This window comes from Halopseudomonas nanhaiensis (assembly GCF_020025155.1).
GTDB lineage: Bacteria > Pseudomonadota > Gammaproteobacteria > Pseudomonadales > Pseudomonadaceae > Halopseudomonas > Halopseudomonas nanhaiensis.
In genome coordinates this window covers 1,553,968-1,577,055 of record NZ_CP073751.1, presented here as the reverse complement: position 1 = coordinate 1,577,055, position 23,088 = coordinate 1,553,968, and the positions used below count along the sequence as shown (strand labels likewise).

The window sequence follows — 23,088 nt, the reverse complement described above, 5'->3', positions numbered from 1 at the left end:
TCTCCAGTTTGAGCGCCGCGGCTGCGCTGCAGCCGTAGCGTCCAGTCGTTACTTGATTGCGCCGAACAGCCAGGGCTGGCTGGCCTTGTGTCGGGACTCGAAGGCGGCGATGGCGTCGCCGTCCTGCAATGTCAGGCCAATATCGTCCAGACCATTGAGCAGACAATGCTTGCGGAAGGCATCGATCTCGAAGGTGTACTGCACCCCGTCAGGCCGGGTCACGGTCTGGGCGGCCAGGTCGATGGTTAACCCATAGCCTTCCTGCGCCTCGGCCTGGGCAAACAGTTCATCCATCTGTTCTTCAGTCAAAACAATGGGTAACAGGCCATTCTTGAAGCTGTTGTTGTAAAAGATATCGGCAAAGCTCGGCGCCAGTACCGCACGAAAGCCGTACTCGTCCAGCGCCCAGGGCGCATGCTCGCGGCTGGAGCCGCAGCCGAAATTCTTGCGCGCCAGGAGCACGCTGGCCCCCTGGTAGCGCGGCAGGTTGAGCACGAAATCCGGGTTCAGCGGACGTTGGGAGCTGTCCTGCCCCGGATAGCCTTCATCCAGATAGCGCCACTCATCGAACAGATTCGGACCGAAACCGGTGCGCTTGATCGACTTGAGAAACTGCTTCGGAATGATCTGGTCGGTGTCGACATTGGCGCGATCGAGCGGCGCGACCAGTCCAGTGTGCTGGGTAAACGGCTTCATGCGTGCGCCTCCTCTTTGAGCATCTCACGAACATCGACGAAGTGGCCGGCGATCGCCGCGGCGGCCGCCATGGCCGGACTGACCAGGTGCGTACGTCCGCCGTTGCCCTGGCGGCCTTCAAAGTTCCGGTTGGAGGTGGAGGCGCAGTGTTCGCCTGCCTGCAGCCGATCGGGGTTCATCGCCAGGCACATCGAACAGCCCGGATCGCGCCACTCGAAGCCGGCCGCCTTGAAGATGATATCCAGGCCCTCTCGCTCAGCCTGCTCCTTCACCAGACCCGAACCGGGTACAACCATCGCCTGCTTGACCGAGGGGGCAACGTGCCGACCCTTGGCCACCGCCGCTGCAGCACGCAGATCTTCGATGCGCGAGTTGGTACAGGAGCCGATGAACACACGATCAAGCCTGATTGATGTGATCGGCTGATTGGCCTCGAGCCCCATGTACTTCAGCGCCCGTTCGTAACCGTTACGCTTTACCGCGTCGGCTTCATCGACAGGATTCGGCACGGCGGCGTCAACAGCCACGACCATTTCCGGGGACGTACCCCAGGACACTTGCGGCTTGATGTCTTCGGCGGCGAGCTCGACCACAGTATCGAAGTGCGCATCGGCATCGGAGACCAGCCCCTTCCATACGTCAACCGCGCGCTCCCAGTCCTCACCGACAGGCGAATACGGGCGACCCTTGACGTACTCGACGGTCTTGCTATCACAGGCCACCAGACCGACGCGCGCCCCGGCCTCGATGGCCATGTTGCAGATGGTCATACGGCCTTCCATCGACAGGTCACGGATCGCCGAGCCGGCGAACTCGATCGCATGCCCGTTGCCGCCAGCCGTTCCGATCTTTCCGATGACCGCCAGCACGACGTCCTTGGCGGTCACGCCGAAGCCGAGCTTGCCGTCGACCTTGACCAGCATGTTCTTCATTTTCTTGGCGACCAGGCACTGCGTAGCCAGCACATGCTCGACCTCGGAGGTGCCGATGCCATGCGCCAACGCAGCAAAGGCACCGTGCGTGGCTGTGTGCGAATCGCCGCAGACGATGGTCATTCCCGGCAGCGTCGCGCCCTGCTCCGGCCCGACCACATGGACGATGCCCTGGCGGCGGTCGGTCATCTGGAATTCGAGAATGCCGAAGTCGCGGCAATTGTCATCGAGTGTGGTGACCTGCAGCTTGGAAACCAGATCATCGATACCGGATACACCCGCCGCGCGGTTGGTGGTCGGCACGTTGTGATCTGGCGTCGCCAGGTTGGCGTCGATTCGCCATGGCTTGCGGCCAGCGAGGCGCAGGCCCTCGAAAGCCTGTGGCGAGGTCACTTCATGCAAGAGATGCCGATCGATGTAGAGCAGTGCCGACCCATCGTCGCGCTGCTTCACCAGATGGCTATCCCAAAGCTTGTCGTAAAGTGTTTTGGCGGACATGTGGCGCTCCAGATCAGGCTGCTCGTTCAAGGCTCGAATTGGCCCTGAATCATCAGGAAGCGATGGTAAGAGCTGGTATCGAATAAAACAAATTCATATTATTCATGGAAAGTATTCCTTAGAGGAATTTATGGATACCGCCAACCTTACCGCGTTCCTCGCTGTCGCCAAGTCCGGCTCGTTCTCCCAGGCCGCGGACATGCTGCACCTGACCCAACCGGCGGTGAGCAAGCGGATCGCCACGCTTGAGCACCAACTCGGCGCGCGACTGTTCGATCGCATCGGCCGGCACATCTCGCTCACCGAAGCCGGACGAGCGTTGCTGCCCCGCGCGGGCCAGGTTCTGCAGACACTCGAGGATACCCGTCGGGCGCTGAGCAATCTGTCGAGCAAGGTTGAAGGCCGGCTGGTGCTCGGCACCAGCCACCACATCGGGCTGCATCGTCTCCCGCCAGTGCTCAGACAATTCACGTCCCGGTATCCCGACGTGGCGCTGGACATACGTTTTCTGGATTCGGAGGTCGCCTACGATCAGGTCCTGCATGGAGAAATCGAGCTGGCGGTGATCACCTTGGCTCCCACGCTGGACGAGCCCATCGTGGCCAGACACATCTGGGACGATCCTCTCGACTTTGTCGTATCCCCCGAGCACCCCCTGGCCGACTACGGTTCGGTGACGTTGAGCGAACTGGGGCGATTTCCCGCCGTATTTCCCGGGCCTAGTACCTTCACCCACCGCGTCGTCAGCCGGCTGTTCCAGCGTGAGGAGGTGGTTCCGCAGATCAGCATGACCACCAACTATCTGGAAACCATCAAGATGATGGTCTCGATCGGCCTGGCCTGGAGCGTACTGCCCCGCACCATGGTGGATGAACAGGTCACGCCACTTACCGTCGCCAACGGTGACATCAGTCGTCAACTCGGTTGTATCTGGCACAGCGGTCGCACCCTGTCCAATGCGGGCCGTGCGATGGTGGAGATGCTGCAAACCGACGGCTGACGCGTACTCAGGCGCGGTGCGCCTTGTCGCTTCAAACCCCGCCGACTATGTTGAACTGCGGGACAGCTGAATTAGAGGACGGTCTATGGTCCACACGCCGGGCGCATTCATGGCCGATAATGCGTTTTATCAGGACGAGGCATTTCGGCTGCTTTTTCACCGGCTGCCCATGGCCTGCATGCTGGTCGATCACAACAGCGGCCGCATCATTGACCTGAACCGCGCCTTTCACCTGCGTTTGGGTTGGCGTCCGGAGTCGATCATTGGCCAGCCGGAGCGCGACTTCCCGATGTGGAGCGATCGGCAGCAGCGTCGGCGCCTGCACGCAGCCAACGTGGAGAACGCTACTCAAGAGCCGCTGGAGATGCTGCTGCGTAGCCGGGACGGCACCATCAAACCCGCGCTGGTGTCAGTCGAGTATCTTGAAGTGGGCGGCATCGACGCTCGGCTGTATACCATCCGGGGGCATGCCGGCAGCGTGGTCGGCCCCGGCCTGCCGCCTCTGTCTCAATCCGACACGGCGCTCGAGCAGAGTCAGGAGCGTCTGCGCCTGGCGCTGGACGCGTCCCAGATGGGCATCTGGGAGCTCGATCTCTCGGACGGAAAACTGCACGCCTCAGCCCGTGCGGCCAGACTGCACGGCTTCAGCGGAGCGGATTGGGAAGGCGCGCTTGGCACCTTCATGGCGGACACCGCTCCAAGCGACCGCAAGGCCATGCGCAAGGCCTTCGTCGCCATCTGCCGCGGCGGGCAACAGCGCTATCGCCTGACCTACCGCCTGCAGCGGCGCACCGGCGAGCCTCGCTGGCTGGAAGCCATGGCCACGCTCAATCGCAGCGCCAGCGGCAAACCCCTGGGCATGGTCGGTACGCTGGTGGACATCACCGAGCGTCGGCGCAGCGAGCAGGCATTGATCGACAGCGAAAACAAGTTCGCCTCACTGTTTCAGGGCTCGCCCGACCCCTACGCGCTGCTCAATACCCGGACCCATGTTTTCATCGAGATCAATCGAAGCTTCGCCGACGTGTTCGGCTACCAACCCGAGCAGATCATCGGACGCACGCTGGGCGAGATCGCGCTATGGCCGAAGACGGCTCTGGCCGAACGAATTCACGGCGTGCTGGCCACCGGAGAATCGCTGAGCAACGAACTCATGGAGCTGTGCGATGCCGAGCGCAAGGTTCACGTATGCGAGGTGTCCAGCTCCCTTCTGACGATCAACCGGCAGCGCTGCGTTCTGTTCGGCTTTCGTGATGTAACCGAACGCAAGGCGATCGAGGCGCGGGTGAAGCACCTCGCCTATCACGATGCCCTCACCGATCTGCCCAACCGCGCGCTGCTGAAGGACCGGCTGGAACAGCATATTGCGCTGTACGACCGGCATCAGCTCAAAGGGGCGTTGCTGTTTTTCGATCTCGACCATTTCAAGCACATCAATGACTCGCTGGGTCACTCCTGCGGCGACGCGGTACTGCAGGAGGTCACCAGACGGCTGGCAGAGCACGTGCGTCGCGAGGACACAGTCGCACGCCTCGGCGGCGACGAATTCGTGGTCCTGCTGAGCGGGCTCGAGGCAAACGATGATGCCTTTGTCGAGGGCGTCCAGACCACGGCAGAAAAGCTGCGGTCGGTACTGTCCGAACCCATGCTCATTGAGGGCCATAGCCTTCAGTTGAGCACCAGTATCGGCGTGGCGCTGATACCCGATCACGGCGAGAGCCCCGATGACCTGCTCAAGCGAGCGGATATCGCGCTCTATCGGGTCAAGGAAAGCGGGCGCAACGGGGTGGCCTTCTTCGAACAGTCCATGCAGGTCACGGCCAGCAACCGGCTGGTCATCGAAAACGAATTGCGTCGCGCTCTGGCACGCAGCGAGTTCAAGGTGCACTACCAGCCGCAGTTCGACAGCCTGTCGCGTCGGATCATAGGGGCCGAAGCGCTGCTGCGCTGGGACCATCCCGAGCAGGGCCTGATCGGGCCCGGCAGCTTCATCAAGGTTCTGGAAGAAAGCGGCATGATCATCGAGACCGGTCGCTGGGTGTTGGCAGAGGCCTGCCGTTTTTTCTCACGGCTAGGCGAAGCCGGGCTGGTCGGCTTCGATCATTTCAGTCTGAGCGTCAACATCAGCCCACGCCAGTTCCGCCAGACCGGATTCGTCGATCTGGTGCGCGAGAGCATCGGCTCGCACGCCCTGCCGGCCGGATGCATCAAGCTGGAAATCACCGAAAGCGTGGTCATCGAGAACATCAGCGACACCGTGGAAAAGATGCAGGAGCTCCGTCGGCTGGGCGTCAGTTTCGCCATCGATGACTTCGGCACCGGCTACTCGTCTCTGTCCTATCTCAAGCGGCTCCCGCTCGACCTGCTGAAAATCGACCAGTCGTTCGTGCGGGATTGTGCCAGCAACGGCAATGACGCGGAAATCATCCGGGCAATCGTCGCCATCGCCCGTAGCCTGAAACTGGACATGATTGCCGAAGGGGTGGAAACCGAAGAGCAATTGAGCTTCCTGCGTGGTGTCGCCTGCCACTGTTACCAGGGCTATCTGTTCAGCGCACCGCTCAGCGAAGCGGATTTCGTCGAGCTGCTTCGGAAAAGCTGAGCTCCGTTTACTGCGACAGAGTTCACATAACGTTCGTCAAGCGAGACGGGGGACGCGTCCGCGTGGCAAACTCGGCGCGGCGGGAATTGAATCCCGTCAGGCATCAACCTATCGGAGCAACACGATGAACAAGTCAATGCTGTCAGGTATCGTGCTCGGCGCTGTCGTCGCCACAGCCGGCGGCGCCATTGCCGGCTACAGCGCGATGGCAAACAAGACCCCGACCCATGCTGACGTCACCAGGGTCGCGGAGATCAAGGAACAGGAAAAAACCCCACGCCAGGTCTGCCGTGACGTCACCGTCACGCGTCAGAAGCCGGTCAAGGACCAGCACCAGGTGATCGGCACCGTCGCAGGAGCAGTGATTGGTGGCGTACTGGGCAATCAGGTCGGCGGCGGTAACGGCAAGAAGGTTGCCACCGTGGCTGGTGCTGCTGCGGGTGGTTACGCAGGCAACAAGGCCCAGGAGCAACTCCAGGCCAACAGCACCTACACCACTACGGAACAGCGCTGCGAAACCGTCTACGACATCAACGACAAGATCGTTGGGTACCAGGTGGATTATCGCATCGGCGAAGAAACTGGCACCGTTCGCATGGACAGTCATCCAGGCGAGCGCATCCCCCTTCAGAATGGCCAGCTGGCACTGAATCTTCAGTAAGCCTGCAAGGTGCCTGCCCCGGCAGGCACCTTATTCTCCCGCCACCGGCATCACTTCACGACAGAGCTCGATCCAGCGTTCAATCCCGGCGCTACGAAACTTGCTCTTCTGCAGGACGAAATAGAACGCGCGATGGAAGTCCCGGTGCGGCACAGGCAGGGGCACCAGGCTGCCTCGGCGAAACGCATCGCCAAGCGTGATCGCCGACAGACAACCGATCCCCAGTCCCGCCTCCACCGCTCGCTTGATCGCCTCGGTATGCTGCAGCTCCAGCTTGATGGTGAGCTCCGGCAACAGGCCGTGCATGGCCCATTCGAAATGCTGTCGTGTCCCGGATCCCGGCTCGCGGACAATCCAGTCTGCATCGAGCAGCTCGGCGTCCGTCAGCCACGGTTTTCCGGCCCAGGGATGATCCGGCGCGCAGAAAACCACTAGCTCATCATCACGCCAGTGCTGCATGTTGAGCTCCGGATGATGCACCTCGCCCTCGATCAAGCCGATGTCCAGCTCGAAGTTCGCCACCTTCCTGGCAATGGTCGCGGTATTGGCCACCTCGAGTTCAACGCGGGAACCGGGCTGGTCGACCATATACCGAGCCATGATCTCCACCGCCAGATAGTTGCCGATACTGAGCGTAGCGCCCACCTTCAGGTGACCCACATCCTCATGTTGCGCCAGCGCGGTTTCCAGGCTGCGCGCCTGATCAACGAGACTCTGGGCCCGCGGCCGAATGGTCTGTCCCAACTCGTTGAGCTGCAGACGCTTGCCGACCCGGTCGAACAGCTGTACGTCGAACTGTCGTTCCAGATCGCGCAGCGCACTGCTCGCTGCAGACTGAGACATGGCCAGACTTTCGGCAGCGCGCGTGAGATTCTCGTGATAGGCGGTGGCCAGAAAAACATCAAGTTGCCGGAGGGTGAATTTCATTATCGGTTTTTCCGTTAACGGTTATGAAAATAACTCGCTTAACCGATATGTTACCAAAGCTTAGACTTGTCGCCATCGCAAACGAGCATGAGAGCCTGCAATGTCCGGATTCAACAACGAGCGCGTCCTGAGCGTCCATCATTGGACGGATACGCTGTTCAGCTTTACCACGACGCGCGACCCTGCTTTCCGTTTCAAGAACGGTCACTTCATCATGATTGGCCTGGAGGTCGAAGGCCGACCGTTGATGCGGGCGTACAGTATCGCCAGTCCGAACTACGAGGATACGCTGGAGTTTTTCAGCATCAAGGTGCCCGACGGCCCACTCACCTCGCGCCTCCAGAACATCCAGCCCGGCGATCAGATCATGCTGAGTCGCAAGCCCACCGGTACCTTGGTACTCGACCATTTGCTGCCCGGCCGCAATCTGTACCTGCTGAGCACGGGCACCGGGCTAGCCCCGTTTATCAGTATCATCCAGGACCCGGAGACGTACGAGCAGTACGACAAGGTCATCCTCACCCACGGATGTCGATACGTGCGTGAACTGGCCTATGAAAAGTTGATCACCGAAGAGCTGCCCAACCATGAGTTTTTTGGTGATCAGGTGCGCGAGAAGTTGATTTACTACCCTACCGTCACCCGCGAGCCATTTCGCAATCAGGGGCGCCTGACGGACCTGATGAACAGCGGCAAGCTTTATCAGGACATCGGTCTGCCGCCGCTGGACCTCGAACATGACCGTTTCATGCTCTGCGGCAGCCCGAGCATGCTCAAGGATACGTGCGCGATCCTCGATGCTCAGGGGTTCAAGGAAGCCCGACACGGTGACCAGGGGCACTACGTGATCGAGCGGGCGTTCGTCGAAAAATAAGGCTCAGGGCGGCGGGATGCGAGCGAGGATGTCCGGCGGGTCGGTCAGCGGCAAGGCGATGAGCAGCGCCTCTCCTGAAGCCGGGACGATACCGGTCAGCGCGGTGATGTTCACCTGATGGGTGACCAGCACCGCCAGTTGGCCTTCAGGTAACTCGTCGACGAAGGATTTGAGCTCGTGTGTCGCCTGCTCCGACCGCCCACGCTCGCTGAAGAACGAATCTAGCGCCGGCACTTCCACAACCGGACCCAGATCCATGCCCGTTGCCGTGTCCAGCGCACGACACCAGCGGCTCGAGTAGAGCTGGATCGACCCTGCCAGTGGGACACTGCGAAGCTTTCGGCCCCAGGCACGCGCCTCGTTCCGGCCTTGCTCATCAAGATTGCGCTGGGTATCGCAGTCTCGGAGCTTAAAGTGCTCCGGGTCGCCAATACCCGGCGCATGAGCGTGTCGCATCAGCAGGAAAGCCCGGTCTGCCTGCAGATTGGCCAACGGGTCAGCATGCGCTGCGAGGCAGGCCAAAAGCACTGCAGCGCCCACCCCACCGCGCCAGGCAACCATGGCTACTCCGCGTAGATCATCTGACGGCTGATGCCGCCGTCGATGGTGAAGTTCTGCCCGGTAACGAAGCCGCTTTCATCGCCCACAAGGTAAGCGACCAGCGCTGCCACATCCGCCGGGCGGCCTACTCGCCCTGCTGCGTGCTGCGCGTGATCAATCGGTCGCAGTGGCTCCTGTTGCCGCTCGGCCTCACCGCGGGTGTCGATCCAGCCGGGACTGACCGCATTGACGCGTACATCCGGGCCGAGGCTGACCGCCGTCGCGTGCGTGAACGCGACCAGGGCGCCCTTGCTCGAAGCGTACGCTTCGGTGTTCGGCTCTGACTGTGCCGCCCGCGTCGACGCCATGTTGACAATACTGCCATGCGACTCGCGCAGCATCGGAACGCTGTGCTTGGTCATCAGAAACGCACCGGTCAGGTTGGTGCCCAGACGCCGGTTCCATTCGGCGAGCGAGAGTCGCTCCAATGGCCCATTGTCGGGGTCGGCTATGCCGGCATTATTGACCAGGGCGTCGAGCCGTCCGAACCTGGCGCGCACCGCATCGATACCCTGTACAACGCTTGCCTCGTCGGAGATGTCGATCTCGACAAACATTGCTTCACCGGTGCCGGCCAGCGCGTCGAGGGCGCGACGGCCCTCGTCCGCGTCGATGTCGGCAAGCGCCACCGACCAACCTCGAGCCAGCAGGTCGGCAGCAATGCCATGGCCGATACCGCGCGCCGCACCCGTTACCAGAGCGACTCGAAGACCGTGATCGGCCACGGCCCTAGGCCCTTGCGCTTCGCGGTCCGGCGATAGCCCAGATGATCAGACCGACGACCGGAAGCAGAAGGATCAGCAGTACCCAAAGCACCTTCGAACCGGTGCTGGAGCCACTTCCGATAACATTGATGATCGCCCAGATGTCCAGCGCCAGGATGATCAGGCCAATAAGGCCCCCGCCTATACCTAAGTCCATAAGAATCCCCTATGGTCGACACATGACTTGTCCCGTTGCGGCTATCGGAAGCCGCTTGGGTCTCATGTTTTCCGACTGCAGCGAAACAGGATCGTTCGGACAGGCCAATCACAACCCGAACCCGGGGAAGCGCGCCGCCAGGTCGCTTCCGCTCGGACACCGTTCGAGCGCTGCCGCAACGGGGGCCGTGCGCAGAATGATGCAGCGCTGACCGGCAGCCGGTCGAAACCAGTGCCGTGTACCTGCGGCGAGGCCCACGGCCTCACCCGGGCCGCACTCGACTACGGCAAGCGTATCGCCTATGCGCATCACCAGCTGTCCGCCGCCACGGATGACATGCCAGACGACCGGACCGCCGGCCAGTGCCTCCGGCTCTGCCCGTGCATCGGACGCAACGGCGTAACCGGGAGGCCCCTCCATGCGCAGCACATCGCAGCACGCATGCCCACCAGGCAGAACCCGGGCTGCCGCATCCAGCAACTGCGCATCATCCTCGAGGACGGCCCGATCCAGCCCCCGCATAGCGCCATCGTCAGCACAGTGAATATCGGCGCCTCCTAGCGCCGCGTTGATATCGTCCAGATGGGTGAGCACCTTGACCGGACACTGCAGGTCATCAACATGAAAAACGGCTAGGAACATGGCGAGGCCTTCTGAAAAACGTCCGTGCAGTATAGGTGCCAGCGTCGGCCCCGGGCACGCTGCGATGGTCTTATGGGCGAGCAGGCAGCTGGCGCCACAGCAGCAGGGCAGCCGTCGCCGCAGCGAGGCTCGCGATTGTGAAAGTCCAGAGGGCACCAAGATCATGCCAGGCATACCCGGAGTACAGCGCACCTAGCGCGCCACCGATGCCCGCGAGGGTGGCATACAACGCCTGACCCTGCCCCTGCAGCCGCTCATCGAAGCTGCGCTGCACAAAGTGGATGGACGCCACATGGAAGGCGCCAAAGGTGGCAGCGTGCATCAGCTGCGCCAGCAGCAATACGGGCAGGCTGGAGGCGAGGGATCCGATCAGCAACCAGCGTAACGCAGCCAATGCAAAACTGGCGACGAGCAGCTGTTTGAGTGACGCCGCGGCCAGCACCCGGGCCATGAACAGGAAGAGCACGATTTCGGCGATCACTCCCAGCGCCCATAGAAAGCCGATCAATGTTCGTCCGTAGCCAAGGGCCTCCAGATGCAGCGTCAGGAAGGTGTAGTACGGGCCATGCGACAGCTGCATCAGTGCTACCGATACGAAAAAGGCGATGACGCCAGGCCGGCGCAGCTGCTGCAGGAAGCCGCTGGCGGCCTCGCCACCGGCTCGCGGGCGAAGGGTCGGTGGCGCAGGGACGACCAGGCTGCAACAGAAGATTGCCAGCATGATGCCGAACATCACCGCCGGGTAGACATCCAGTGTCGACCATTCCAGTGCCATGCCCAGCAGCGCTACCGTCGCGATGAACCCTACCGAACCCCACAGGCGAATCCGTGCATAGCGAGAGCCCTTATCGCCGAGGTGTGACAGCGTGATTGCCTCGAACTGGGGCAGTACGGCGTGCCAGAAGAAACTGTGCAGAGCCATGATCATCGCCAGCCATAGATAATCCTGACGCAGAAAGATGCCGCTGAAGGCAACTGCTGTACACAACGCGCCCAGCCGCACGATCAGCAGGCGCTGCCCGGTACGATCGCCCAGCCATCCCCACAGATTCGGCGCCAGGCAGCGCATCAGCATTGGAATGGCGACCAGCTCGCCGATACGCGCCGGTGAGAACCCCAGATGGTGGAAATACAGCGACAGGAACGGCGCTACCCCGCCCAGCAACGCAAAGTAGGCGAAATAGAAACTCGAGAGGCGGACGTGAGGGATGGGGGGCATGTGGGATAGCTTCGCTTGGCTGGAGGCTGGAGGCGCAACGCTGAAGGCTGAAGGCCTGAAGCTGGAGTCGCGTACGTCGCGTCGCCATTCACAACTACAACGTTCAGTAAGGCGAGACCTTCCAGCCTTCCAGCCTTCAGCCGCTTAGCCGCCAGCCCTCAGCCCAGGGCGGATCAGAGCTGCCCGAGCACCGGCGTATCGACCCGCACGTCCGCGTTTTGCCCGCGGTGTCGCAACAGATGATCCATCAGCACCAGGGCCATCATCGCTTCGGCGATCGGCGTGGCGCGGATACCCACGCACGGGTCGTGGCGACCCTTGGTGATCACTTCCACCGGCTGGCCATGCACATCGATCGAGCGGCCCGGGGTGGTGATGCTCGAGGTCGGCTTCAGCGCGATATGCGCGACAATCGGCTGCCCCGATGAGATGCCGCCCAGCACCCCGCCAGCGTTGTTACTGGTGAAACCGGCGGGCGTCAGCTCATCGCGATGCTCGGTACCGCGTTGAGCGACCGAGGCGAACCCGGCGCCGATCTCGACCCCCTTGACGGCATTGATGCTCATCAGCGCGTAGGCCAGTTCAGCATCGAGCCGGTCAAAGATCGGCTCACCGAGGCCCGGCGGGACGCCATCGGCAACGACAGTGATTCGCGCGCCGACCGAGTCCTGGTCGCGACGCAACTGGTCCATGTAGGCCTCAAGCTCGGGGACCTTGCTGGGGTCGGCACAGAAAAACGCGTTGTCTTGCACGCCTTCCCAGCTGCGGAACGGGATGTCGATGGGTCCAAGCTGACTCATATAACCGCGCACCTGTATGCCCTGAGCAGCCAGATACTTGCGGGCGATGGCACCCGCGGCGACGCGCATGGCTGTCTCGCGTGCAGAAGAGCGCCCACCGCCGCGGTAATCACGGATACCGTACTTGTGGTGGTAGGTGTAATCGGCATGCGCCGGACGGAACAGATCCTTGATCGCCGAGTAATCCTTGGACTTCTGGTCGGTATTGCGTATCAGCAGACCGATGGGGCTTCCGGTCGTGCGGCCTTCGAATACGCCGGAGAGAATTTCCACCTCATCCGGCTCCTGACGCTGGGTGGTATGGCGGCTGGTACCCGGCTTGCGCCGATCCAGATCGCGCTGCAGATCATCGGCACTGAGCTCGAGGCCGGGTGGGCACCCGTCGACGATGGCAACCAGGGCCGGACCGTGACTTTCGCCGGCGGTGGTAACGGTGAACAGAGTGCCAATGGTATTCCCGGACATGCTTCGAACCCGATGTCTGCTTATCGAAAGGCGAGCAGTATAGCGTCACGCCTGCATGGGTGACAGCACGAAGTCCCGACGCTACGCTTGGCTTTTCGGCCCGGGCGAATTCTTGAATGGAAGCCATGCTGGAAGTTGTCATGCCTCCCGGGCTGGACCTCGCTGCCGCCTGGATACTGGTCATCGCCGCGGGATGCACGTCGGCCGTCACGGCGTCCCTGGGGATCGGCGGTGGGGTTCTGCTGCTGGCGATCATGGCACTGATCATGCCGCCGGCGGCGATTATCCCGGTGCATGGCGTGGTGCAGCTGGGCTCGAACGCCAATCGCGCCCTGATGACCGTCCGCCACATCAATCTTCGGGTCATTGCCTGGTTCGCGCCCGGCGTCGTCATCGGCGCGGCCCTGGGCAGTCTGTTGCTGGTGGAGCTGCCACTGGCGGTCGTTCAGTTGGCGATCGCACTATTCATCCTGCTGCTGTGCTGGGGTCCGCCTATTCCAAGACTGGCGACCGGGCGAGTCGGTACCCTCCTCGCCTCGATCATGACCACGTTCATCAGCCTGTTCGTCGGAGCAACCGGGCCGCTGGTAGCGGCCTTTGTCAAGCAACAGCAAGGCGGCGAGCGTTTCAGCACGGTGGCCACCTTCGCCGCCGCGATGAGCCTGCAGCATGCTCCGAAAGCGCTGGTATACGGTGCAGCAGGCTTCGTATTCCGGGACTGGCTGGGCCTGATGGTGATGATGATTGTGGCAGGCGCCGTTGGCACCTGGGCCGGACTGCGATTGTTGACTCATGTCAGCGACCAACGCTTTGCGCGGATATTCAACGTGCTGCTCACCCTGCTCGCGCTGCGTCTGGCCTGGACAGCGATCAGCGGCTGGATCTGAGTCAAGTATTCGCCGGCGAAGCCGATACAAAGCGGGTAGCCAAAGGTGCAACCATGAGCAGCGAACCGACCGTCATCGACACTGTGCAAATAACCCCGCCGCGGGATCCGTTCGCACGCGCGCAACCTACAGATTACCTCTGGGTGCTCCTGCGGCCGGTCTACAAGGCCCGACAACTGATTCATTCCGAGCGCCTGGTGCGCATCGCGGTGACCAATCAGAAAGCCGGCAAGCTCGAGCTGCTGCGCCTGGAAGCACTAACCGAGGGCGAGGCGACTGTATCCGAAGGCAATCGAATCGAGGTTCTGGTCGACCACGGCACCCAGCGGCTGCGCTTTGGCCCGTCCAATCTGCAAATAGTGCCGCCGCGGCGGGGCCTCGGCGGCTTCATGCTCGCGCATAGTGTGGACTGGTGCCATCGTACCTGTCCGGAGTACATCGTAACCCCGATCCTGCTGCCTGGGGCGGAGGGTACGGACACCGCGGAAGCGCGCGACAAACTGTTCAGGCGCGCCGGTTTCGATATCCAGCCACTGGATGGCGGCAAAGTCCGGGCACAGGTTGGTCGAGCGGGCGACCTGGTCAGCAGCTGGGACATGCAGCGGGTGGAGCTTCTGGAAATGGCTGATCTGCTGCGGCGTCTGCGGGAGCAGGAGAGCGAAACACTGAAAACACAGGCGAGCAACAACACCCTCAAGGCGCAGATCGAACAGCTTCGCCGAACCGATATGGGCAGCCGTTTCGCCATAGGCTGCCTGATCACCCTGGCAATCTTCCAGGCGTTGCTGCTGCTCTGGGTGGTGCTGCGTTAGAAGAGATCCTGGTAGTGGCGGCACTGCTCCGCTGACAGGACGAACACGCCATGCCCGCCCCGTTCGAACTTGACCCACTCGAAGTCCACTTCAGGCCATTCGGCCATGACATGAACCATGCTGTTACCTACCTCGACAACCAGCAGACCATCTTCAGTCAGGTGATCGGCTGCCTCGGCCAGCATCCGCCGTACCAGATCGAGGCCGTCTTCACCGCAGGCCAGACCGATCTCGGGCTCGTGCAGGTACTCATCGGGCAGGTCGCGCATGTCTTCAGCGTCGACATAGGGCGGATTGCTGACGATCAGGTCGAAGCGCTCGCCGGCCATCCCGCTCAAGCCGTCTGACCAGCGCGCCTCAACCCGGTCCTGCAGACCATGGGCATCGATGTTCAGCTCGGCAACGGCCAGTGCATCGCCGGACAGGTCGGCCAGCACAACGTCAGCTTCGGGGAACGCATAGGCGCATGCGATGCCGATACAGCCGCTGCCGGTACACAGGTCGAGGATGGTCAGCGGATCCCGCTCCAGCCAGGGTTCGAAACGGTTCTCGATAAGCTCGGCGATGGGTGACCGCGGCACCAGCACGCGTTCGTCGACTATGAAATCAAGCCCCGCGAAGCGCGCGTGGCCGGTCAGATAGGCCGCAGGGATGCGTTCATCGACCCTGCGCTGCAACAGGCTGAGCACCGCATCGCGCTCATCATCGGTGACATGGCAGTCGAGATAGTCCTGTGGTGTTTCCCAGGGGAGGTACAGGGCCTCGAGCACCAGCAGGCGGGACTCATCCCAGGCGTTATCGGTACCATGCCCGAAATAGACCCCGGCCTGATGAAATCGACTGACGCCCCAGCGCACCAGGTCTCTAATGGTCTTGAGTGCGGCTGTTTCGAACATGCTCGGGCCCGGGTCGGAGAAAAGCGCATTCTAACCGCATCGCTCCACTACGGCACTACTGGTAAACTTGAACACCCCACTTATCGATACAGTCGCGCACCATGACCCAGGACAGCAACGAACCGGACGAGCTGGAGCTGTTTCGGCAAGCCACCCAGGGCGTCAAGCGCATCTCCACCGATCGGGCTGATGTCGGCAAGCCGCGTACGGACCGCACACTGGTCAGAACGCTCCAGGCACGCGCCACGCGTGATCAGCAGGGCATCAAGGTCGATGGCCTGTCGGATCAGTTCGTGATCGACGTACACCCGGAAGAAGCGCTCAGCTGGGCCGCCAATGGCGTCCAGGAATCACAGTTGAAGAAACTCAAGACCGGGCAGATTCCCTTCGAGGGCAGTATCGACCTGCACGGCATGACCGTAGAACGGGCCCGCGAGTTGTTGTGGGCGTTTCTCGCCGAGGCCGCGAGGATGGAAGTTCGCTGCGTTCGGGTCACCCATGGCAAGGCGCTGCGCAAGGATGGCCGCAAACCGATTCTCAAGAGCCACGTCAATACCTGGCTCCGCCAACACGTCCAGGTCCTCGGATTCACATCCTGTATCCCCCGCCACGGCGGCACCGGCTCGGTCTATGTACTGCTCAAGCGGACCATGCTCGAAGGGAGGGATGACTAACCGCTCGCGAGCGGCTAGTCATGAGCGGCAAGCGGCAAGCGTCGAGCTACTAGCTACTAGCTACTAGCTACTAGCTACTAGCTACAAGGTTGAGATTTGGGTTCAGGCTTGAGGCTGGAGGCTTATGGCTGGAAGCCAGGGCTCGGCGCTCGGGCTGAAAGCCTGAGCTTGACGCGAGCCTGCTTTGGTTTTTGCTTGAAGCTTGCTGCTTGAGGCTTACCGCTGCCGTTGCGCTTGCAGCTTGCCACTTGAAGCTTGCATCTGCTGTTCAGACGCAGGTGGCGCCGCCGTCGACGGGAAGCGCGATGCCGGTGGTAAATGCGGCGCCGTCCGAACACAGGTAGAGCACTGCGGCGGCGATTTCCTCGGCCGTGCCGATCCGACCGACCGGATGCATGGCAGCGGCGAACTCGGCCTTGCGTGGATCGAGAGCCGCAGCGCGGCGGAACATGTCGGTGTCGATGACTGCTGGACACACCGCGTTGACCCGGATGTTCTTTCTGCCGTATTCAACGGCTGCCGAGCGGGTCAGGCCGAGGACGGCGTGCTTGCTTGCGCTGTAGATACTCATCTTTGGTGCAGCACCCAATGCGGCCACGGACGCCGTGTTCACGATGGCTCCCCCACCCTGCTTGAGCATCAGGGGTATCTCGTGTCGCATGCACTGCCACACGCCTTTCACGTTGACGCCCATGATGCCATCGAATTCTTCTTCAGTGCCTTCGGCGAGCTTGCCCTTTTCGTACTCGACACCTGCGTTGTTGAACGCACAATCAAGCCGACCGTAGCGAGCAATGACCGCTTCCATCAACGCTGCAACCTGCTTGCCGTCGATCACATCGCAGGCGACGAACAGCGCTTCGCCGCCGTCGGCACGAATCGCTGACGCGACCACCTCGCCCACGTCGACACTGACGTCCGACAGCACCACTTTCGCACCGGCGGCGGCGAATGCGCGTGCCGTGGCCTCGCCGATGCCCGCTGCGGCACCCGTCACCAGCACAACCTTGTCTTGGAATTGCTTGCTCACTTCGCAGTCTCCCCCATGCGCTGCCGACGAACGTCGGCAAATGCGAAGATCATACGAGAGGATTCGTCAGAAACCGACCAGATTCTTGCGAGTGTTCACGCTATATCCGTGCGCTTGATATCAGTCACCGCCGCTGCTCATGAGGGTGCCACGTCAACCGCCGGTCCCGCAGGAACGGCTTTGCCACGCAGGCACGATATCGGCCGCCCTGTCAGACGCCAGGTCCGGACTGAGCCGGGCGCTGGGCCCGCAGATAATCGATCACCTCATCCTGGGTACCGCTGAATACAACGCGCTCCTCCTTGCCGGATCGCTGATAGGCGTACATCGGGTCGTAATAATGCTCCAGCAGCGCGGCAATCCAGGCGCGGTGTTCCTGCTCGTCGCCGGTCCGCTGGTGCACGTCGAGCGCAGCCTGCATAAGCGCCTCCAGCTGCTGATGACGTTCTCCGCCAAGGCGTTTGCGAATGCGCAGCAGACTACCCAGCAGATGCTCGGAGAGGGCAGCGAACGCTCTGTCCGGCTCCTCAGGATACAGCTCGTCGAACTCGGCCTGCATGTCGATAACATAGTCACCCAGGATACGGCTGACGCGGTTATCAAAACTGTCATCGAGCCACACCAGGGGCGCCGCCTGCATTGTGCGGAACAGTTCGACCGGAACCGAGCAGCTGCCGACTATCCGCCCTTCATCCTCGAGTACCAGGGAGCGGTGGCCTGCTTCGAGCACGTGCAGGGCCTCGATCGCCAGACGGTTCTCGAAATCGATCTGCCCCGGCTGCGGCGTGGCGTGGCGACCAAAACTCGAGCCACGGTGGTGAGCATGCCCCTCGAGATCCAGGCTGTGGTCGAGCGCCGCAATGACTTCGGTCTTGCCGGTGCCCGTCAGGCCCGCCACCAGCGTGAGGGGGCACTCGGCTACCGCATGATCAAGTGTATCGATCAGAAAACGTCGCATCGCCTTGTAGCCGCCGACCACCCGCGGGTACTCCACGCCCGCTTCCGCAAGCCATTGCTGCACGATCTGCGAGCGCAGGCCGCCACGGAAACAATAGAGATAGCCGTTCGGGTTGGCTTCGGCGAATGCGCGCCACTGATCGATGCGCTGTTGCTTGATCTTGCCGCGCACCAGCGTGTTGCCCAGATCAATTGCCGCCTGCTGGCCCTGCTCCTTGTAGCAGATACCTACCTTCTGCCGCTCGCCATCGTTCATCAATGGCCGGTTCTGCGCATTGGGGAACGCGCCCTTGGCGAACTCGATGGGCGCACGCACATCCATCAACGGCGTGCCGGACAGGAAAAGCTGACGGAAGTCCTCCGTGTTGCCGCGCATCAGACCACCTCGACCCAGGCACCGCCATCGGAGGGGAGGCACTCGCCGATGGCTTCGAGCCGCAGGCCTTCCGCGCTCGCAAGGTCAAGAAACTGCGCCTCTGCGACAGGATCAACTGCCACCAGCAGGCCACCGCTGGTTTGTGGATCACACAGCAGGTTGCGCCACCCTTGGGCAAGCTCCGCCACCTTGTGGCCGTAACTGGCGAAGTTTCGACCGGTTCCACCCGGCACGCAGCCCTCGGCCAGATAGTGTTCGGCACTGGCCAGACGGGGCACCCGGGCGTACTCGATGCGCGCCTTGACGCCGGACCCTTCGGCCATCTCGACCAGATGCCCGAGCAGACCGAACCCAGTCACATCGGTCATCGCCTGCACGCCCTCGAGCGTGGCGAATCGGGCGCCGATACGGTTGAGCTGACACATCAGATCACGGGCGACGCCGATGTCGTCCGCGCGCAGCTTCTTCTGCTTTTCGGCGGTGGTCAGAATACCAATGCCCAGCGGCTTGGTCAGATACAGGCGCGCCCCGGGCCGGGCCGTGTCGTTGCGCTTGAGATGAGGGCGGCGTACCACACCGGTCACGGCCAGACCGAAGATCGGCTCGGGTGCATCGATCGAATGCCCACCCGCCAGAGGCATGCCGGCCTCGGTACATACCGAACGGGCGCCAGCCACCACTTCACCGGCCAGCGCGGGAGGCAGCAGGTTTACGGGCCAACCGAGGATGGCGATCGCCATCAGCGGCGAACCGCCCATTGCGTAGATGTCGCTGATGGCATTGGTCGCGGCGATGCGGCCGAAGTCGAAGGCATCATCGACGATCGGCATGAAAAAGTCGGTGGTGCTGATGATTCCCTGGTCGTTATCCAGACCGAAGACGGCAGCATCATCGCGGCTGTCATTGCCGACCCAGAGGTTGGCAAACGCCGGCCCCGGCTGCCCGACCGCAAGGATCTCGTCGAGCACTCTCGGCGCGATCTTGCAGCCGCACCCGGCGCCATGGCTGTATTCGGTGAGTCGGATCTGCTGTGTCATGGCGCTCTCTCGCTGAAAACCAGCCGCGCATTCTAGCAGGCTGAGCGGTAGCGGCCTACGCGTGCGGCGACTGCCGGCCTTCGAAACGGTCCAGCGTGTCGCTGGTCACGAGCCGACCAAGTTCGATCAGCTCGGGCGCCCTGTGGAAGTCGAAGAAGCGGCTGAGGCGCTTGGGAATATCGATCACCAGGTCCGGCGGGTAACCGGCAATCTTGTATTGGGTCAATGAAGCCTGCATGGTTTCGAAGGACAGGTTGACCAGATCGAGCATGCTCGCCGGCCCCACGTGCTCCTCGACCTCGACCGGCGCATGCTCGTCACGCCGGCGCTTGGCTGCTGCCTCAGCCGGTGGCTCCAGCTCCGCTGTCTCGAGAGCGTCCAGCACGTCTACCGCCTCCCCTTCACGGCGGCCCATCCAGCTGCGCGGACTTAGATTTTCCAGCAACTGGTCCCATTGCTGGCGAATGGGTGCGGGGCGCTCGATCAACGGCAGCACATAGCCACCGCTGTGAATCGCGTTCAGATTGACCGCCATGATCAGGTCGCAGTGGGAGGACACGACCGGGACGATCGGCAGCGGATTGAGCAACCCGCCATCGACCAGCACGCGTGTGCCCTGGCGCACAGGGGAAAACAGGCTGGGGATTGCGGCCGAGGCGCGCATTGCCTGGTGCAGGCACCCTTCCTGAAACCACACTTCCTGCTGGTTGGTCAGATCCGTCGCGACCGCGGTGAAGGAGATCGGCAGATCCTCGATCCTGACATCGCCGAGGATCTCGCGAATGCGGCCGAACACCTTCTCTCCGCGTATCGCTCCCAGACTGCCGAACCCGATATCCACCAGGCGCAACACATCCAGATAATCGAGACCCGACACCCATTCCTCATACGCTTCCAGCCCGCCGGCGGCATAAATGCCGCCAACCACCGCGCCCATCGAGCAGCCCGCGATGCAGCTGATCTCATAGCCGCGCCGCTCGATCTCCGCGATCGCACCGATATGTGCATACCCTCGGGCACCGCCACTGCCCAGCACCAGCGCAACGCTTTTTCCCATTAGCCTTTCCCTGTTGCGAATCCCGATTGACGCCGAATGGCTCTCTCAGCATGATGCCGGCTTCGTCTGCTTCAATACAAGGCACCCTGTGATACAGCGCCGTTTCCTGCTCAAGCTTGTAGCCCTCCTTCTGCTCATCGCTGCACTGATCGCTGCCGCGGGTCTGTGGGCTTTTCGCAACACCCAGGCGCAGCGCTCCGGGGAGCTGACGCTATCCGGCCTCACCCAGCCGGTGACCGTGTATTACGACGCCTGGGGCGTGCCGCACATCAATGCCGGCAATGACGCTGACGCCTACCGCGCGCTGGGCTACCTGCATGCGCAGGACCGTCTGTTTCAGATGGATCTGCTACGCCGGATCGGCGCCGGCCGGCTGTCGGAACTTTTCGGGCACGAGTCCTTCGCCACCGACCGGTTCTTTCGCACCCTGGGTATCAGCCGTTATGCCAGAGACTATGCCGAGCGGCTGGAGAGCCAACCGGACGCTGCACACGTAAAACTCATCAAGGCCTATCAGGATGGCATCAACCAGTACATCGACAGCGGCAGGATGCCGCCGGAATACCGGCTGCTGCTGACCAGCCCTGACTACTTCACCTTGCCGGATATCGCCCATGTGATGGGTTACATGGCGTACTCCTTCGCTGAAGCTTTCAAGACCGACGCCCTGGTTGACCACGTCCGGGGCACCCTCGGCGAACGCCACATGCGTGATCTGGTGCCAGGCTGGCCGACCAACCGACGGAGTCCCGTATCGCCTCCGTCAGGGCAGATTTCCGCGCTGACCCCGGTCTTGGAGCAGTTGGCGCAGGTAGAGCGGTACCTGCCGGCCGGCCAGTTCATGGGCAGCAATGCCTGGGCGGTCAACGGCAGCCGCAGCCAAAGCGGCATGCCCATGCTGGCCAATGATCCACACATTGGCTTCGCAATACCGGCGGTGTGGTACGAAGCCCATATCCGTACACCGGAGCATGAGGTGTACGGGCATTTTCTGGCCGGCCTGCCCTTCGCGCTATTGGGACACACTCGCCACCACAGCTGGGGCCTGACCATGCTGATGAATGACGAGGTGGACTTCTACCGCGAGCGGGTCAATCCGGACAATGCCCGGGAGATCTGGGATCGCGGTCGCTGGAAGGCCCTGCAGCAGCATGAGGAAGTGATCCGCATCCGCGGTCAGGAAGACCGGCTGGTGCGTATGTACAGCTCCCGCCGCGGACCAATCATCAACGATCAGCCCGGCGGACCTCAGCAGGGTGCCGACCGCCGACCGGTCAGCCTGTTCTGGACGTTCCTCGACCCGCAGAGTGACTCCACCGAAGCCTTCCATGGCTTCTCACGGGCCGAGAGCATGGCCGAATTCGAGGAGGCGGCGGCAAAACACTGGTCTCCCGGTTTGAACGTCATTTATGCCGATGTAGAGAACAACATCGCCAAATGGACCATCGGCCGCATCAAGAGCTGGCCGGACAGCAACAACGGTTTCGCACTGCTCAGCGGCGCTGCCGAACGTGACGAGTTCATGGGTTATCAGCCATTCAGCGCCAACCCGAAGGAGATCAATCCGCGCAGCGGGCAGATTTGGAGCGCGAACAATCCTCCTGGCACCAGTAATCCGCGGAGGGTGTTGCCTGGCTACTACGCCCCTGCCGATCGCGCCGATCGCATTGCCGAGCTGCTGGATGTAGACCGGCCTTTGAATCTGCTGGATTTCAAGGCCATGCAAATGGACAACCGGCGGCCCAGGGCTCAGGCCATGGTTGCCGATGTCCTGCCGCTGCTGCGCCCGGAGCTGGTAGATGGGGCGCTTCGCCAGCCGGCTGCACGGGCTGCGGAGCTGCTGGCACAGTGGGACGGCTCATTTGACCGCAACAGCGTGGGCGCCACGATCTTCCAGCGCTGGGAGGAAAATCTGATGCGGGCGCTGTTCGCAGATGAACTCGGAGCGCAGTACGAGTTCTTCCGCAATACCAACATGGCGCAGAAGAGCCTGGCCCAGCTGTTCTGGACGCCGGCCTCGCCCTGGTGGGACAACCGCGAGCAACCTACCCGCGACGGACGCCAGGCGACCGTGGAATACGCCTGGGCTCAAACCATCGAGTCGTTGGCCGGCGAGCTGGGTAGCGAGCCCGACGACTGGCGCTGGTCCCGGGTCGCGTCGCTGCAGCACACGCATCCGCTGGACGGCAGGCTACCCTTCGCCGGCCGCTTGAGCACCGAACCGGTCGCGATAGATGGTGGTCGGGAGACGCTCAACAACATGCGCTTCCCACTGGGCGAAGGGTCCTATCAGGTAGAGACCGGCCCGTCGACTCGTCGCCTGATCGATCTGGCGGACGTCGAGGCCGGGCTGGGCATCAACCCTCTCGGACAGTCGGGCAACCCGCTGGACAGACATTACGCCGATCAGGCCGAGGCCTTCAACGAAGGACGTTATCGCGCTGAATTGTTCGATTGGCAGGCGATCGAGGCGTTACCGGATCGCCTGGAGCTGAAGCCGAGCGGGCGGCGACCGCGCTGAGCGG

22 protein-coding genes are annotated in these 23,088 nt (G+C 62.3%); 8 read left to right on the top strand and 14 right to left on the bottom strand.

The features are described 5' to 3' along the window. Positions 1 to 48 precede the first annotated feature (48 nt). Positions 49 to 696, bottom strand: a complete 648-nt coding sequence (gene leuD, locus KEM63_RS07130) for a 3-isopropylmalate dehydratase small subunit (protein WP_223655497.1) — start codon at positions 694 to 696, stop codon at positions 49 to 51. Then, positions 693 to 2,126 carry a 3-isopropylmalate dehydratase large subunit gene (gene leuC / locus KEM63_RS07125; RefSeq protein ID WP_223655496.1) on the bottom strand — a complete coding sequence of 478 codons (1,434 nt, stop codon included), beginning with the start codon at positions 2,124 to 2,126 and terminating at the stop codon, positions 693 to 695. Before leuC ends, leuD begins: the two co-directional genes overlap by 4 nt. Before the next feature lie 130 nt (positions 2,127 to 2,256). Here leuC and KEM63_RS07120 point away from each other — a divergent pair, with 130 nt between their 5' ends. From KEM63_RS07120 to KEM63_RS07110, 3 genes are all read left to right on the top strand, one after another. Further along, on the top strand, positions 2,257 to 3,126 hold the full coding sequence (locus tag KEM63_RS07120) for a LysR family transcriptional regulator (protein ID WP_223655495.1): 870 nt from the start codon (positions 2,257 to 2,259) through the stop codon (positions 3,124 to 3,126). 85 nt (positions 3,127 to 3,211) lie between these two features. Further along, positions 3,212 to 5,728, top strand: a complete 2,517-nt coding sequence (locus tag KEM63_RS07115) for a sensor domain-containing protein (RefSeq protein WP_223655494.1) — start codon at positions 3,212 to 3,214, stop codon at positions 5,726 to 5,728. A 124-nt stretch (positions 5,729 to 5,852) separates the two neighbouring features. After that, positions 5,853 to 6,389 carry a glycine zipper 2TM domain-containing protein gene (locus KEM63_RS07110; protein WP_223655493.1) on the top strand — a complete coding sequence of 179 codons (537 nt, stop codon included), beginning with the start codon at positions 5,853 to 5,855 and terminating at the stop codon, positions 6,387 to 6,389. Between the two features lie 30 nt (positions 6,390 to 6,419). On the opposite strand, the gene KEM63_RS07105 is transcribed toward KEM63_RS07110, so the two are convergent. After that, the gene (locus KEM63_RS07105; RefSeq protein WP_223655492.1) at positions 6,420 to 7,316 is read right to left on the bottom strand and encodes a LysR family transcriptional regulator; all 897 of its coding nucleotides are present in this window, start codon (positions 7,314 to 7,316) and stop codon (positions 6,420 to 6,422) included. A 100-nt stretch (positions 7,317 to 7,416) separates the two neighbouring features. On the opposite strand from KEM63_RS07105, the gene KEM63_RS07100 reads away from it, so the two are divergent. Beyond that, complete coding sequence (locus KEM63_RS07100; protein ID WP_223655491.1) at positions 7,417 to 8,190, top strand: ferredoxin--NADP reductase; 774 nt, start codon at positions 7,417 to 7,419, stop codon at positions 8,188 to 8,190. Between the two features lie 3 nt (positions 8,191 to 8,193). On the opposite strand, the gene KEM63_RS07095 is transcribed toward KEM63_RS07100, so the two are convergent. The 6 genes from KEM63_RS07095 to aroC form a co-directional block, all read right to left on the bottom strand. Continuing rightward, complete coding sequence (locus KEM63_RS07095) at positions 8,194 to 8,751, bottom strand: histidine phosphatase family protein (RefSeq protein ID WP_223655490.1); 558 nt, start codon at positions 8,749 to 8,751, stop codon at positions 8,194 to 8,196. Between the two features lie 2 nt (positions 8,752 to 8,753). Beyond that, positions 8,754 to 9,515 (bottom strand): SDR family oxidoreductase, encoded by a 762-nt coding sequence (locus tag KEM63_RS07090; RefSeq protein ID WP_223655489.1) that lies wholly within the window; start codon positions 9,513 to 9,515, stop codon positions 8,754 to 8,756. 4 nt (positions 9,516 to 9,519) lie between these two features. Then, positions 9,520 to 9,711, bottom strand: a complete 192-nt coding sequence (locus KEM63_RS07085) for a PLDc N-terminal domain-containing protein (protein ID WP_223655488.1) — start codon at positions 9,709 to 9,711, stop codon at positions 9,520 to 9,522. Positions 9,712 to 9,819: 108 nt separating this feature from the next. Beyond that, on the bottom strand, positions 9,820 to 10,353 hold the full coding sequence (locus KEM63_RS07080) for a hypothetical protein (protein ID WP_223655487.1): 534 nt from the start codon (positions 10,351 to 10,353) through the stop codon (positions 9,820 to 9,822). A gap of 70 nt (positions 10,354 to 10,423) precedes the next feature. After that, positions 10,424 to 11,572, bottom strand: a complete 1,149-nt coding sequence (locus KEM63_RS07075) for an MFS transporter (RefSeq protein WP_223655486.1) — start codon at positions 11,570 to 11,572, stop codon at positions 10,424 to 10,426. Positions 11,573 to 11,745: 173 nt separating this feature from the next. Continuing rightward, a complete protein-coding gene (gene aroC, locus KEM63_RS07070) occupies positions 11,746 to 12,837 on the bottom strand; it encodes a chorismate synthase (protein WP_223655485.1) in 1,092 nt (363 codons plus the stop codon). Between the two features lie 116 nt (positions 12,838 to 12,953). Between aroC and KEM63_RS07065 the strand changes: the two genes are divergently transcribed. Next, on the top strand, positions 12,954 to 13,724 hold the full coding sequence (locus KEM63_RS07065; RefSeq protein WP_223655484.1) for a TSUP family transporter: 771 nt from the start codon (positions 12,954 to 12,956) through the stop codon (positions 13,722 to 13,724). 53 nt (positions 13,725 to 13,777) lie between these two features. Further along, positions 13,778 to 14,536 carry a hypothetical protein gene (locus KEM63_RS07060; RefSeq protein WP_223655483.1) on the top strand — a complete coding sequence of 253 codons (759 nt, stop codon included), beginning with the start codon at positions 13,778 to 13,780 and terminating at the stop codon, positions 14,534 to 14,536. Here the strand turns inward: KEM63_RS07060 and prmB are convergent. After that, positions 14,533 to 15,432, bottom strand: coding sequence for a 50S ribosomal protein L3 N(5)-glutamine methyltransferase (gene prmB / locus KEM63_RS07055; protein WP_223655482.1), 900 nt, complete (start codon positions 15,430 to 15,432; stop codon positions 14,533 to 14,535). The two genes, KEM63_RS07060 and prmB, sit on opposite strands and share 4 nt — an antisense overlap. A 101-nt stretch (positions 15,433 to 15,533) precedes the next feature. Between prmB and KEM63_RS07050 the strand changes: the two genes are divergently transcribed. Then, the gene (locus KEM63_RS07050) at positions 15,534 to 16,106 is read left to right on the top strand and encodes a Smr/MutS family protein (protein WP_223655481.1); all 573 of its coding nucleotides are present in this window, start codon (positions 15,534 to 15,536) and stop codon (positions 16,104 to 16,106) included. Between the two features lie 268 nt (positions 16,107 to 16,374). Here KEM63_RS07050 and KEM63_RS07045 read toward each other — a convergent pair whose 3' ends face one another. From KEM63_RS07045 to KEM63_RS07030, 4 genes are all read right to left on the bottom strand, one after another. Then, positions 16,375 to 17,136 carry an SDR family oxidoreductase gene (locus KEM63_RS07045; RefSeq protein WP_223655480.1) on the bottom strand — a complete coding sequence of 254 codons (762 nt, stop codon included), beginning with the start codon at positions 17,134 to 17,136 and terminating at the stop codon, positions 16,375 to 16,377. A gap of 211 nt (positions 17,137 to 17,347) precedes the next feature. Beyond that, a complete protein-coding gene (gene mnmH, locus KEM63_RS07040; RefSeq protein WP_223655479.1) occupies positions 17,348 to 18,469 on the bottom strand; it encodes a tRNA 2-selenouridine(34) synthase MnmH in 1,122 nt (373 codons plus the stop codon). After that, entirely contained in the window at positions 18,469 to 19,506 is a 1,038-nt protein-coding gene (gene selD / locus KEM63_RS07035; RefSeq protein ID WP_223655478.1) for a selenide, water dikinase SelD, read from the bottom strand. Before selD ends, mnmH begins: the two co-directional genes overlap by 1 nt. Positions 19,507 to 19,561: 55 nt before the next feature. Continuing rightward, the gene (locus KEM63_RS07030; protein ID WP_223655477.1) at positions 19,562 to 20,563 is read right to left on the bottom strand and encodes a patatin-like phospholipase family protein; all 1,002 of its coding nucleotides are present in this window, start codon (positions 20,561 to 20,563) and stop codon (positions 19,562 to 19,564) included. An 88-nt stretch (positions 20,564 to 20,651) separates the two neighbouring features. Here KEM63_RS07030 and KEM63_RS07025 point away from each other — a divergent pair, with 88 nt between their 5' ends. After that, on the top strand, positions 20,652 to 23,084 hold the full coding sequence (locus KEM63_RS07025; protein ID WP_223655476.1) for a penicillin acylase family protein: 2,433 nt from the start codon (positions 20,652 to 20,654) through the stop codon (positions 23,082 to 23,084). Positions 23,085 to 23,088: the final 4 nt, after the last annotated feature.